The sequence below is a fragment of the Enterococcus rivorum genome, from assembly GCF_001742285.1.
GTDB classification, from domain to species: Bacteria; Bacillota; Bacilli; order Lactobacillales; family Enterococcaceae; genus Enterococcus_L; species Enterococcus_L rivorum.
Genome location: NZ_MIEK01000035.1, coordinates 15,996 through 29,863, shown reverse-complemented (window position 1 = coordinate 29,863; position 13,868 = coordinate 15,996). Strand labels below are relative to the sequence as shown.

Genomic DNA, 13,868 nt, shown 5'->3' with positions numbered 1-13,868 from the left:
ACAGGTGATGTAAAGTTGAACCGCCGTATACGAGAACCGTACGTACGGTGGTGTGAGAGGTCGGCTAATCAATTAATGATTAGCCTCCTACTCGATTATTTGTTTTGTCACGATTCCTGCTTAAAGTAAGAAATATTTTCTAAAAAACAGATTGACAGCGCTTTCTTTAAATGGTAATTTATGGTCAAGAGGTCTGACCTTTAAAAATTGGGAGGCGTTTTTATGAAAGAAGAACAAATGATTTTGCCTAATACGAAAATCAAAGTTGGTACGATTTCTGAAAAAGTGATTGTTTGTGGCGATCCTGGTCGAGCAAAATACATTGGTGATTTGTTAGAGGAGTCGCAGGAGCTCTCTTTTTTTAGAGAATATCGGGTCATAAATGGCTACTATGATGGAAAATTTATTTCGATTGTGAGTCATGGTGTAGGATGCCCAGGGGCTGCTGTTTGTTTTGAAGAACTTATTAAGGCTGGTGCTAAAGAAATCATTCGTGTAGGCACAGCTGGTTCTTACACGAAATCATTACCACCAGGTAGTTTAATCATTGCGGATTCTGCTGTTAGAGAAGAGGGATTAACCCATCAATTGGTCCCTTCAGGAATGCCAGCGATTGGTGATTTGTCACTCGTTCTTAAAGTAGAAAAAGAAGCAAGAAAAGAGGCGGTTAACTATCGGAGAGGTACAATTGTCACGCTAGATGCCTTTTATCCAGGGGTCATAGATTTTCCTCATTTAACTTATAAGAAAGCTGGGGCACTTGGAGCAGAGATGGAACTAGCCTCCCTGTATGTTATTGCCAGAATGCGTGGTATTGCAGCTGCTGGAATTTTTGCATTAGATGGGTATGCCTATTCAGATATGACCGATTATGATCCCCATGTTGATCAAGTGACACTAGCGGTAGAAAAAGAAATTCAGATTGCCTTAAGGACTTTAGCAAATGAAGAATCGTAAAAAGGAGTATCAGAAAAGTTAGTCAGTCAATGGTAAAATGAAAATAAAACCTCTGGAGGACTAACCTTATGAATCATATGAATTTAGAAAAACAAACATTAGCAGATTTAACATACGAACTATTAAAAAATGAAATTGAAAAAGGACATTTAAAACCAGGCGAAAAATTGTCGTCAGAAGTTCAGCTATCAAAAGAAATAAATGTTAGTCGTCCAATTTTAAGAGAAGCTCTTTTAAGACTAGCAAATGATGGGTACATTAATCGGAAACATGGAATTGGCACCTTTGTTGCAAAAAATGCCATCAAACTTGAGCCGGGATTAGAGCGACTAGATAGTATTACTGATTTTGTGACAGAAAATGACTATAAGATTGAAACGAAGATCATAAAAAAATTAGAACCAGTAGAAGATACTAAAATTAAAGCTTCTTTAAATATGAATTTAAATGAAAAATTATATGGATTAGAACGTGTTCGCTATATGGAAAATGTCCCTTTTACTCTGGACTTTTTGTATATACCCGAACAGTATATTGATTTAGCAGATTTTGATACGTATAAAAAACAGTCGATCTTAGCTTATTTTATTGCGCGTTGTAAAATCAATATAGTTACATCAAATTGCACTATCTATGCTGAAAATGCTGCCGAAGAAATTGCGGAAATATTAGAAATTGAAGCTGGAGTAGCTATTCAAATTCTTGAACAATTATTTTATGACGAAGAAAATAGTCCGATTTTTTACGGAAAGAGCTTTATGTTAAATGATTTTATGAAATTTAGAGTGGTTCGTAGAAGATAAACTAGTGAATCTAAAAAAAAACCACGATACTAAACTGCATATACAAACCAATGCCAGAGTGTTGTATAAACTAAATTAGACTATCCTGCTCCTTCAGTTTAAAAAAAGGGGAACTATGCTCCACTGCCAGCGGTTGGTATCAGTAGAAAACCGTGGAACCGCTCTGAACCCAAAGATCAGGTTTCAGAGCTTCCAAGCTTCAAAATTGGGCTAAATAGATGGTAAGCCCAAGTAAGTCACATTGGATTCTTGGCACGGTTACTGGCACCAGCTTCTGGTAGCTCCGCTGTTACTTTGGAAGCAAACTCTTTTTTGAAAACTGAATAAACTAGAGGGAAAAACGATGCTTAGTATCTTTCATTTATAGAACACTAGTATCTTGACAAAGTTTCAAATTACTTTTGAGATAGTTCATTATTTTTTACAAATTTTTTCTAACAAACAGAGAAGTATCATTATCAAGTACAAGCAGCCTTTAAAGCAACGGGGGAATTGCTGTGAATCACGAAGAACGCAGTCGCTTGTGTGCTGCCAGCGCTTTGATTTTGAATTTTTACTAAATTTATAACTTTACCAAGATATTATTTTTCAACTACATTTGTTTTAAGAATCGTAGAATCAAGTCTAGAAAAGAGATAGGACAGCATCGAAAAAAGTAAGACCGCTAAGGAAAAAAGGAGGAATTTATTTTGTTTCAAGTAACCCCAGTCACATTTAATGGAAAAGAAGTTATTATTTTAGATCAAACAAAATTACCTACAGAGGAAGTTTATCTTAAAATTGATAATTTGGAAGACCTTTGGGAAGCCATTGTTCAGTTACGTGTAAGAGGAGCTCCGGCAATCGGTATTGCGGCTGGATTTGGAGCAGCCTTGGGTGCCAATCAAATTGAAGCGGTTGATTACACTGATTTTTCGGAACAATTTTTTAAAGTCACCAGTTATTTAGCTACCTCAAGACCAACGGCTGTTAATCTGTTCTGGGCTTTAAATCGAATGGAAAAATTAGTTAAAGAAAACCAGTCAGCTTCTGTCAGTGATCTGAAAGCTCTGATTGAAAAAGAAGCACACGACATTTTACAAGATGATATAAAAATTTGTAAACAGTTAGGGGAAAATGGTTTAACTCTCTTTGAAGATGGAATGACTATTTTAACGCATTGTAATGCGGGTGTTTTGGCTACTTCTGAATATGGAACCGCTTTATCTCCAATATATTTAGGTCAAGAAAGAGGAATTCATTTAAAAGTCTATGCTGATGAAACACGTCCTTTGTTACAAGGCTCTCGTTTAACCTCTTGGGAATTATCGAAAGCAGGTATTGATGTAACCTTAATTACAGATAATATGGCTGCAATGGTGATGGGACAGGGCAAAATAGATGCGGTGATTGTTGGGTGTGATCGAGTGGCGGCTAATGGTGATGTAGCCAATAAAATTGGCACCTATGGCGTAGCAATTTTAGCAAAGGAACATAATATTCCCTTCTATGTTTCGTGTCCGACATCCACAATTGATGTAGAAACGGCAACGGGCGCTGAGATCCCTATAGAAGAACGTGGTGCTGAAGAAATTATTTGCGGTTTCGGTAATCAAACGGCTCCTAGTAAAGTGAAAACTTATAATCCAGCTTTCGACGTGACACCAAATCACTTAATCACTGCAATTATTACTGAAAAAGGAGTTTTAAAAGGAAATTATCAAGAAGAAATCGCAAAACTATTTTAAAGTATTCAGTTGAGAAAAGAGAGGGAGCAAAGTGGAAAACCTAGATTATGAATACTACTTTAACATGGTAGAACGGCTAAATGAAGGGGGCTATGTATCGGAAGAATATTTTTCAGAAGTTTTGATTCCAGAAGATGCTTTACCAAGTGACTACCAAGGAAATCGTCCAGCTGCTTCAATGATTTATTATTTATTAAAACCAGAAGATGTCTCCAAGTGGCACACTGTTCGTTCCGATGAAATTTGGATTTGGCGAGCAGGAGGTTCTGTAGAATTAACGCTAGGTGGTGTTGGGGAAACACCAGAAGTTGAAAAAACAATCATCTTAGGCGGAAATCTTTCAAAAGGAGAACTTCCCCATCTGCTTGTAAAAGGCGGTCAATGGCAGACCGCTCGTCCCGTTTCTCAGCAAGATGTTTTAGTCAATTGTATTGTTGTTCCAGGCTTTCGGGAAGCAGACTACAGGGAGGGAGAAAATGTATAGTTATAGTTTAGCAGGAAAAACCGCACTAGTAACAGGCGCAAGCCAAGGAATTGGTTTTGAAATTGCAAAAGTTCTTTCTTACAATGGCGCCAATATTATTGGTGTAGCAAATAGTGATCTCGCAGCAGTGAAAGCAGTAGTCGAAAAGAACGGGAAACAATTTTCTGGTTTCGTTGTGGATCTTTCTTCAGAATCAGAGGTCATTGAATTTGTTTCAACAGTGCATGAAAAAGTTAAAACGATTGATATTTTGGTCAACAATGCAGGTGTTACTAAGGTAGGATCCACTTTAGATATGTTAGATAGTGAATACGATCTAACATTCAATGTGAATATGAAAGCTCCCTATATATTATCTAGAGAAATTGGTCGACAGATGATTCAACAAGGTGGTGGGAAAATAATTAATACAGCCTCGATTCATGGATTTATTGGTTCGTATGAGGTTGCAGCCTATGCAGCGACAAAGCATGCGATTGTAGGACTAACAAAAGCACTAGCTAATGAATGGGGTCAGTATAATATTAATGTCAACGCTGTAGCACCGGGCTTTACAAAAACAGCCAATACGAAAGGCTTACAAGAAAATGAAGTGGCTATGGCTGAGGTGACCGCGCAAATTCCCTTACGACGCTGGGCAAATCCAGAAGATATTGCTTGGCCAGTTGCCTTTTTAGCTTCTGAGGCAAGTGCTTATGTAAATGGTCATACGTTGGTGGTAGATGGCGGTTATATCAATAATTAAAAATAAAAGGAGAATAAAAATGAATCTGAAAATGAAGAAATTTATCTATGTTACGTTGGTCATGGGAGCAGCTCTTTTTTTAGCTGCTTGTGGTGGGGGAGAGAAAAAAGCAGCTAAAGTCGATAACAAAGAGGGCAAAGATTTAAAAATTGCGATTGTCAGTAGTCCTTCTGGAGTAGATGATGGTTCCTTTAATCAAGAAATTTATAACGGTGTTCTAACGTTTATTAAAAATAATCCAGATGCAAAAGTAACGCCAGTTAAAGAAGAAACGGGTGCGCCAGATGCGGCTGTTCAAGCCGTTGCGGATATTGTTGCAGACTATGATGTCATCGTTGCTTGTGGTTTTCAATTTGCAGGAATTAGTTCAATTGCTGAAGAAAATCCAGAAACTGATTTTATTTTAGTTGATACCTTCCCAGCTGATAGTGAAGGAAAAGAACAAACCTATGACAATGTTTATGCGATGACTTTTGCTGAAAATGAAGGCGGTTTCTTTTCCGGTGTCGCAGCGGCTTTAGAAACAAAAACGAATAAAGTAGCTGTTGTGAATGGCATTGCTTTCCCAACAAATGTTAATTATCAATTTGGATTTGAAGCAGGAGTGAACTATGCGAATAAACATTTTGGAACAAAAGCAGAGGCGATTTCTCTTCCTTCTTATGCTGGAACGGATGTTAATGATAAAAACGTTGGTGGGAATTATATTGGTAATTTTGCGGATGAAGCAACCGGCAAAGTGGTAGGCAAAGCGCTGATAGATAAAGGTGTCGATGTTTTATTTGTAGCGGCAGGCGGCTCTGGAAATGGTGTCTTCACAGCTGCTAAAGAAGCAAAAAATGTTCAAGTGATTGGCTGTGATGTGGATCAATTTGATGATGGTAAAAATGGTAGTGAAAATATTATCTTAACCTCGGCACTCAAAGTAATGAGTGTTAACGTTGATAAGCAGCTCACTAATATTAAAGATGGAAAGTTCAAAGGAGCGAATGAACTATTAACGGCTGAAACAGATTCAACAGGCTATGTCAAAGCAGAAGGACGTCAGCAATTATCTAAAGAAACATTGGCAAAGCTAGCCGAAATTTATGAATTAGTTAAAAAAGGGGAAATTGTTCCACCAACTAATTTCAGTGATGCTACACCAGAAAAATTCCCTGGTTTGTAGAGATAGGAGGCCTTGAAGTGTCAGAGTATATCGTAGAAATGAAAAATATAACCAAGCGATTTCCTGGAATTGTTGCAAACAACAATGTAACACTTCAGATAAAAAAAGGGGAAATATATGCAATTTTAGGAGAAAATGGTGCGGGAAAGTCTACTCTCATGAGTATGCTTTTCGGCATGTATGAACCTGACGAAGGAGAAATTTTTATTCGTGGGAAAAAAGAAGTCATTGCCTCTCCTAAATATGCGACTGAGTTAAATATTGGGATGGTTCATCAACATTTTAAATTAGTTGAGAATTATACGGTGACGGAAAACATCATAATGGGTATTGAACCAATCAAAAAAGTAGCTGGAATTTTTCCTAAAGTCGATTTAAAAACAGCCAATCAAAAAGTCCTAGAACTGTCTAAAAAACATGAATTGGAAGTGGAACCCACCAAAAAAATTGAGTCTTTGAATGTGTCGATTCAACAACGAGTGGAAATTTTAAAGATGTTGTACAGAGAGGCTGAAATTTTGATTTTTGATGAACCAACTGCGGTCTTAACCCCGCAAGAAATTGTTTTTTTCTTGCGGATTATTCAAGGACTGCGTGAGGAAGGAAAAACGATTATCCTGATTACACATAAGCTGGAAGAAATTAAACAAGTAGCGGATCGTTGCGCGGTATTAAGACAGGGTGAATTAATGGCTGTTGTAGAAACCGCTAAGACGTCAACCCAAATGATGTCCAAATTGATGGTGGGGCGGGAAGTCTCTTTAACAATGGAAAAATCAACTGCAAATTTTCGGAAAATAATTTTAGACGTTGCGAATATCACGGTAAAAAATGAAGTTGGTTTTCCAGTTGTTGATGATGTCAGCTTTTCTATTCGAGGAGGAGAAATATTCGCTATTGCAGGGGTTTCGGGAAATGGTCAAGTTGAAATTGGGGATGCAATTACTGGTTTAGCGGAAATCTCGACAGGTTCAATTACTTTAGCAGGAGTTGAACTCTCAAAAAAATCAATTCGGGAAAGAATTTTAGCAGGGATTTCTTATATTCCAGAAGATCGTCATGAAGTGGGTCTAGTGTTAGATTTTTCATTAGAGAACAATTTATTGTTGAAAAACTATTATCAAGAGCCTTATTGTCAGCATGGACTACTTAAACCGTTTGAATTTAAACAGACTAGTGAGCGCTACATAAAGAAATATGACATTCGTAGCGGTCAAGGAGTTAAAACGATTACTCGTTCAATGAGTGGCGGAAATCAACAAAAAGCAATCATTGCTCGAGAAATTCAACAAGATAGCTCCCTAGTTATCTTCGTTCAACCGACTCGCGGATTAGATGTCGGAGCTATTGAAAACATTCACAAACAGATTATTGCAGAGCGAGACAAGGGCAAGGCCATCTTATTAATTTCGCTAGAATTAGAAGAAGTGATGAATCTAGCCGATACGATAGGCGTGATTTGTAGTGGTAAGTTGCAAAAAATCGAAGCTGCTGCAAAATTAAGTAAAAGTGAAGTCGGAGAATATATGATGGGGGTAAAAAGCCATTGAAAAAAATAAAATCTTTTTTTGTAAAGGTACTTGGTAATGAGAAAACACAGGCTTTAGCCATCCCGTTATTCGCTATTTTACTAGGACTTATTTTGGGTGGAATCATCATTGCAATTTTAGGGAATAATCCTTTAGAGGCGTATAAAAATTTATTGCAAGGCTCAGGGTTACTGCCTAAAGCTAGTTATGCCGGTAGTAAAGGCATGTTGACTGACTTTTTTAGTTTCTTAGATAGTTTAGCCCCTATGATTTTTGCAGCTTTAGCTGTGTCTGTGGCTCTAGTTGCGGGAATTTTTAATATTGGTGTATCAGGCCAGATGCTTACGTCTGGTTTTGTGGCAACGGTTTTGATTGGCTATAGTGACTTACCTGGGATTGTAGCAAAGCCCTTGGTAATTGTCGTTGGAGTAGTTGTTGGAGCACTAATTGGTGGCTTGATCGGCTGGTTGAAATATCGCTTTAACATTAATGAAGTCGTTGCTTCAATTATGATTAATTACATTGCTCAGTACATTATCAGCTTTTTCATTACCACTCAGTTTATCAATCCTGTATCGAGACAATCGAAAGAAATTAGCGCAGCAGCAAGGTTGACACTGAAAAATCAAGCGTTGTTTGGTTTAAAAGTCGATTTGCCATTGGCGATTTTTCTCGCGATTTTAATGGCCATTTTACTTAAAATTATGATGGATAAGACAAAGGTAGGTTATGAGTTGAAGGCAGTTGGATTAAGTCCAAAAGCAGCTCGATATACAGGCATTAACATCGGAAAGAGTATCATCACAACAATGATTTTGTCAGGAGGCTTAGCTGGTTTAGCAGGAGTGTCATATTATCTAGGCTATTTTGGTTCGATTCAACCGAAAGTATTGCCGGGGATGGGCTTTGAAGCCATCGCAGTTGCTTTATTAGGGAATAACAACCCAATCGGCATTTTATTTTCTTCGTTCTTCATTACTACCGTAAGTAAAGGAAGTACGTATATGAGTTCTACGACAGGTATTGAAGCTGAAATTGCCGCTGTGATTACGGCTGTTATTCTTTTATTTAGTGCATGTAGTGCTTACATTAAATATAAAGTATCTAATTGGAAATCAGAACTAACTGTTGAGAAAGGAGACCAGTAACTATGGAAAATATGATTAGGGAAGGTCTATCTTTCGCATTGCCACTATTTATAATGGCAATCGGCGGTATTTACAGTGAAAAAAGTGGTGTCACTAACTTAGCGTTGGAAGGACTCCAAGGGTTCGGTGCTTTTGGAGGAGCTTTAGTCGCCGTAGCGATTACGCAAAAATTGGGAGCAGAAGCGTCAGGACAAGCCTATTATTTAGCAATTGTGGTAGCTATTTTGTTTGGAATGCTCTTTTCTCTAATTCATGCTTTACTGTGTATTCGTTTCCAAGCAAACCAAGTAATTAGTGGGGTAGTGATAAATATTTTAGCATTAGCAGCTACTTCATTTTTAACGAAACAAATCAATAAAACGATTTTCCATATTCCATCGGATAAATTCGTATTAACTGTGTCTGACAAAATCAATCTTCCGTTACTTTCAGAAATCCCTATCATTGGGGCGGCCTTTAAAGGGATGTATCCTTTTGAACTGATTATTGTCTTATTAGCGCTATTGGCTTGGTATGTCTTGTATAAAACACGATTTGGGTTGCATTTAAGAGCATGCGGTGAAAATCCTCACGCAGTTGATGCAGCAGGTGTCAGTGTTAGTCAAGTCCGTTTAATCGCGGTATTGGTATCGGGAGCATTAGCGGGACTTGCGGGGATTAGTTTTGCCTATTCGATTTCAGCTAATTTCTCTGCTGCATTATATTCTGGCTATGGCTATTTAGCAATTGCTGCGATGATTTTTGGTAATTGGCAAATTGTGCCAACGTTAGGGGCTTGTCTTCTTTTTGGCTTTGCTCGATCTGGTGGGTATGAAGTTGTTCAAGCGTTGAAATTACCTAGCACCTATTCAGATATTATCATGACCTTACCATACGTTCTAACACTGTTGCTATTAGTTTTCTTCTCTAAAAAGAATCAAGCACCTTCCGCTTTAGGGGAAGTTTACGATAAAGGAAAACGTTAGGAGTGAATCAGACAATGAAGACTCGTTTTTATAATGGTTTCATTTTAACTATGGAAAAAGATTTATCCGTTGTTCAAGGGGAGCTTTGGGTCGAGCAAAATCGAGTGATTTATGCTGGCTCTCCTAAGGAAACGACTATCTCTTGGGATCGAGAGATTGATTTACAAGGTAATTTATTGATGCCTGGTTTTAAGAATGCCCATACTCATTCTGCAATGACTTTTTTACGGTCTTTAGCAGATGATCAGCCCTTACAAGAATGGTTGACAGAAAGTATTTTTCCAATGGAAGAAAAGCTAACGCCAGACGATATTTATCATTTAACTAAGTTAGCAAATTTAGAATATTTTACCAGTGGCATCACAGCAAATTTTGATATGTATTTTCATCCTGAAAAAGTTGCCAAAGCTGCTGAAGATACAGGTATGCGAACAGTTATTTTAAGTGGGTTAAGTGATTTTAATCAGTCTGTTGCAGAGGTTGAGCAAGCCTATCTAGAATTAAATAACCAAGAAAAATATACGGGACTAGTTCGCTATGAAATGGGTTTTCACGCAGAATATACTAGTTCAAAAAAATTGTTAGAAGAGTTAGCATTTTTAGCCCACCAATATCAAGCGCCAATTTATACTCATATTTCTGAAACCCAAAGAGAGGTGGCGGAATGTATTCAGCGTCATGGTGTTACACCAGCTGTTTTCTTAGATCAATTAGGTCTTTTTGATTTTGGCGGTGGTGGGTATCATGGGGTTCATTTAACAGCAGAAGATATTGAGATTTTTAAGAAACGAAACGTATCAATTGTTTTGAATTGTAGTGCCAATTTAAAGTTAGCTAGCGGAATTGCACCGATTTCAGATTTTATGGATGCGGGAATTAACATTGGGGTAGGAACAGACGGACCAGCAAGTAATAATAGTTTGGATATGTTTAAGGAAATGTTTTTAGTCAGCGGGTTAGGAAAAGTTCGTTCAGGAGCGGATCAGGTGGCTGGAGACGATGTGCTGTTAATGGCTACTAGAGGAAGTGCTAAAGCAATGAATTTAACAGAATGTGACTCTTTAGCAAGCGGACAATTAGCGGATTTAGTTGTGATTGACTTGCATAAACCGAATATGCAGCCCTTGAATCATATCACTAAAAATATTGTCTATAGCGGAAGTAAAGATAATGTGAAATTAACGATGATTAATGGAAAAATTGTTTACGAAGATGGTCAGTTTCATGCCGGAATTGATGCAGAAGCAATTTATCGAAAAGCCAATGAAATCATTCAACGAATGAAGGCTTGAAAGCTCATGAGAGGAGTAGCAAAATGGTAGTAAATTATGAAAAAGAATCGGATATTCGCCAAGAGATTTGTGAAATTGGTCGCAGAATTTATGATCGTGGTTTTGTGGCTGCCAATGATGGCAATATTTCCATTAGAACGGAAGAAGATGTTATTTTTTGCACCCCAACAGGCGTTAGTAAGGGATATTTAAGACCAGATATGATTGTTAAAATGAATTTGAAAGGGGAGCTGCTATCCGATAATGCACGCCCTTCTTCAGAAGTAAAAATGCATCTTAGAGTTTACCAAGAAAATCCAACGGTCAAAGCCGTTTGTCATGCCCATCCAGTAGTCGCTACCTCTTATGCAATTGCAGGTATCCCTTTAGATAAACCGCTATGTCCTGAAGCGATTGTGACGCTAGGAATTGTGCCACTTGCTCCTTACGCAAAGCCAGGAACCCAAGAAGTTCCTGATTCGATTGCCCCTTACTGTAAAGAATACAATGCTGTTTTATTGGCAAATCATGGGGCATTGACATGGGGGAAAGATTTAACAGAAGCTTATTACCGCATGGAGTCATTGGAACATTATGCTAAATTAACCATGTATACAGGGAGTATTTTAAATCAAGTAAGAGGGCTAAATAAGCAGCAAATTGACGAGGTTATTGCGATTCGTGAAAGTTTAGGTGTTTCAACAGGTGGTCGGCCTGAAGGGAATGATTAAGGATTTAGATAAAAAGTCGAATGGTTGTTGCTTATCTGTTTTTAAGTAAGTTATTTAGAACTAGCTTAGAAATAAAAAGAGTCTAAGTATGGTTTACAAGGCTAGATTTTAAAATAAAAAAAGACTGTGAATCAAAGGGATTTTACGATTCACAGTCTTTTTATTTAAAAGAAACTTTTTTTAGTCTGACTTTGATAGACATTTCTCAAAAAAAACGGATAGCAACCGAAATGAAAAAATTTCTTCTGTTCCTTTTTTGCCTAAATTAGAATAATGAAGCTCTTAATATAACTCCATAGGTGACTATTTAACTTCGAATTTTAGCTTATCCAATCGTTGTTTGATTAAATTGAACGACCGTTCCGTAAGCAAAAATCTCTACAACTTTTTTTCCTCCGTAGTCAACGAGTTGTTGCTCAAATAAACAGTTAATCACGGCATCTGCTTCATAGTCATAAGCCATTTTTCTTAATTGGCGACTAACCCCTTTAAAGACTTCATTGGCATTTGTTTCTGTAGAAAACAAATCAACTTCCACTCTATCTGTAGCAAAAACAATGTCTCGCACAATATATTTTCGATTGACATTCCCTGTTGATAAAGGAATCTTTTGAATTCGGCTTTCGATTGCTTCTGGTGTATTATGTTCTTCGTTAAAACGTTTCATAACAAACAGCCCCCTAATTTTTGCTCTGTAACTAACTCTATTTTACTTCCATTAGTGAGGAATTGCAAAGTTATACTAAAAGAAGGAATGAATAAAGCTGTTTGCCAAAAAGGATAAAATATGCTATTCTATTTCCAGAAATTAATCGGAGTTTAAGCAGTGAAAGTGCTAAATCCAACCTGAAGAAGACAGGGGTGGAGTGGGCGCTTTTTTTGTAGTTTTGATTTGTACATAGCAATAAATACTTAAGATGGAAAGGATGCTAATCATGCAAAAAGTAACCCTAGAGTTTGATACAATTGCTGCAATTTCTACCCCCCCTGGTGAAGGAGCCATCAGTATCGTTCGTTTAAGTGGCGATCAAGCGATTGAGATAGCGGATAAAGTCTATCGTTCGGGTAGTAAAAAATTAACGACTGTCACCACACACACGATTCATTATGGACATATTATCGACCCCAAAGATGACAACTTATTGGATGAAGTCATGGTCTCTGTGATGCGTGCACCGAAAACTTTTACGAGAGAAGATGTTGTCGAAATTAATTGCCACGGTGGTATCGTGGTGGTCAATCAGCTATTACAGTTGCTTTTAAGAGAAGGGGCTCGTTTAGCAGAACCAGGGGAATTTACCAAGCGTGCTTTTTTAAATGGTCGGATGGATTTATCCCAAGCAGAAGCTGTTATGGATTTGATACGAGCGAAGACAGATAAAGCAATGAGTGTTGCGTTGCATCAGTTAGATGGGAACTTGTCGACGTTAATTCGTTCCTTAAGACAGGAAATTTTGGAAACGTTGGCGCAAGTGGAAGTGGATATTGATTATCCTGAATATGATGACGTGGAAGAACTAACGACTAAATTATTGTTGGAAAAAGCACAATTTGTGAAGACACAAATTGAAAGCTTATTGACGACTGCCAAGCAAGGAAAGATTTTACGAGAAGGCTTAAATACAGCCATTATTGGACGACCAAATGTTGGGAAATCTAGTTTGTTAAATCACTTATTACAGGAAGAAAAAGCGATTGTCACCGATATTGCTGGAACGACTCGTGATGTGATTGAAGAATATGTCAATGTTCGTGGCGTTCCTTTGAAACTGATTGATACAGCTGGGATTCGAGAAACAGAAGATATTGTGGAACGAATTGGCGTGGAAAGAAGCCGCAAAGCATTGGCAGAATCTGATCTTATTTTACTGGTGTTGAATCAAAATGAGTCTCTAACAATCGAGGACAAACAGTTGATTGCAGCAACAGAAGGATTAAAACGAATTATTTTGCTAAACAAAATGGATTTACCTTCTAATTTGAATCGTGAAGAATTAACACAGCTTGTTCCAGATGAAGAAATTTTACCGGTTTCTGTCTTATCTAGTACAGGGATGGAACAATTAGAATTGAAAATTGCTGATTTATTCTTTGGTGGCGAAACAGGAGAAAAAGATGCGACCTATGTGTCAAATACTCGTCATATTGCGTTATTGGATCAAGCGGCTCTATCTCTAAACGAAGTGATCCAAGGGATTGAAGCAGGAATGCCCGTTGATTTAGTGCAAATTGATATGACGCGTTGTTGGGATTTTTTAGGTGAGATTGTTGGAGATAGTGTGCAAGATGAACTGATTACCCAGTTATTTAGCCAATTTTGTTTAGGAAAATAGAAAGGAT

General features: G+C 37.6%; 13 protein-coding genes. 12 read left to right on the top strand and 1 reads right to left on the bottom strand.

All coding sequences use genetic code 11. From position 1 onward, the window contains the following. Positions 1-222 precede the first annotated feature (222 nt). From BCR26_RS12245 to BCR26_RS12195, 11 genes are all read left to right on the top strand, one after another. Positions 223-957 (top strand): nucleoside phosphorylase, encoded by a 735-nt coding sequence (locus BCR26_RS12245; RefSeq protein WP_209591851.1) that lies wholly within the window; start codon positions 223-225, stop codon positions 955-957. Positions 958-1,025: 68 nt separating this feature from the next. Beyond that, entirely contained in the window at positions 1,026-1,760 is a 735-nt protein-coding gene (locus tag BCR26_RS12240) for a GntR family transcriptional regulator (RefSeq protein ID WP_069699278.1), read from the top strand. Between the two features lie 689 nt (positions 1,761-2,449). Continuing rightward, positions 2,450-3,487, top strand: a complete 1,038-nt coding sequence (gene mtnA, locus BCR26_RS12235) for an S-methyl-5-thioribose-1-phosphate isomerase (protein WP_209591850.1) — start codon at positions 2,450-2,452, stop codon at positions 3,485-3,487. Between the two features lie 31 nt (positions 3,488-3,518). Further along, positions 3,519-3,971 (top strand): cupin domain-containing protein, encoded by a 453-nt coding sequence (locus BCR26_RS12230; RefSeq protein ID WP_084387128.1) that lies wholly within the window; start codon positions 3,519-3,521, stop codon positions 3,969-3,971. Beyond that, the gene (locus BCR26_RS12225; protein WP_069699276.1) at positions 3,964-4,716 is read left to right on the top strand and encodes an SDR family NAD(P)-dependent oxidoreductase; all 753 of its coding nucleotides are present in this window, start codon (positions 3,964-3,966) and stop codon (positions 4,714-4,716) included. Before BCR26_RS12230 ends, BCR26_RS12225 begins: the two co-directional genes overlap by 8 nt. 19 nt (positions 4,717-4,735) lie before the next feature. After that, the gene (locus tag BCR26_RS12220; RefSeq protein WP_209591849.1) at positions 4,736-5,884 is read left to right on the top strand and encodes a BMP family lipoprotein; all 1,149 of its coding nucleotides are present in this window, start codon (positions 4,736-4,738) and stop codon (positions 5,882-5,884) included. A 17-nt stretch (positions 5,885-5,901) separates the two neighbouring features. Then, positions 5,902-7,434 carry an ABC transporter ATP-binding protein gene (locus BCR26_RS12215; RefSeq protein WP_069699275.1) on the top strand — a complete coding sequence of 511 codons (1,533 nt, stop codon included), beginning with the start codon at positions 5,902-5,904 and terminating at the stop codon, positions 7,432-7,434. Next, entirely contained in the window at positions 7,431-8,561 is a 1,131-nt protein-coding gene (locus BCR26_RS12210) for an ABC transporter permease (RefSeq protein ID WP_069699274.1), read from the top strand. Before BCR26_RS12215 ends, BCR26_RS12210 begins: the two co-directional genes overlap by 4 nt. 2 nt (positions 8,562-8,563) lie before the next feature. After that, positions 8,564-9,526 carry an ABC transporter permease gene (locus tag BCR26_RS12205; RefSeq protein WP_069699273.1) on the top strand — a complete coding sequence of 321 codons (963 nt, stop codon included), beginning with the start codon at positions 8,564-8,566 and terminating at the stop codon, positions 9,524-9,526. A 14-nt stretch (positions 9,527-9,540) separates the two neighbouring features. Then, complete coding sequence (locus BCR26_RS12200; RefSeq protein ID WP_069699272.1) at positions 9,541-10,818, top strand: amidohydrolase; 1,278 nt, start codon at positions 9,541-9,543, stop codon at positions 10,816-10,818. A 23-nt stretch (positions 10,819-10,841) separates the two neighbouring features. Next, positions 10,842-11,528 carry a class II aldolase/adducin family protein gene (locus BCR26_RS12195; protein ID WP_069699271.1) on the top strand — a complete coding sequence of 229 codons (687 nt, stop codon included), beginning with the start codon at positions 10,842-10,844 and terminating at the stop codon, positions 11,526-11,528. Between the two features lie 325 nt (positions 11,529-11,853). On the opposite strand, the gene BCR26_RS12190 is transcribed toward BCR26_RS12195, so the two are convergent. Beyond that, positions 11,854-12,195, bottom strand: a complete 342-nt coding sequence (locus BCR26_RS12190; RefSeq protein WP_069699270.1) for a hypothetical protein — start codon at positions 12,193-12,195, stop codon at positions 11,854-11,856. Positions 12,196-12,463: 268 nt separating this feature from the next. Here BCR26_RS12190 and mnmE point away from each other — a divergent pair, with 268 nt between their 5' ends. Next, positions 12,464-13,861: a tRNA uridine-5-carboxymethylaminomethyl(34) synthesis GTPase MnmE gene (mnmE, locus tag BCR26_RS12185; protein ID WP_069699269.1), complete on the top strand. Its 1,398-nt coding sequence runs from the start codon at positions 12,464-12,466 to the stop codon at positions 13,859-13,861. The last annotated feature ends 7 nt before the right edge of the window (positions 13,862-13,868 follow it).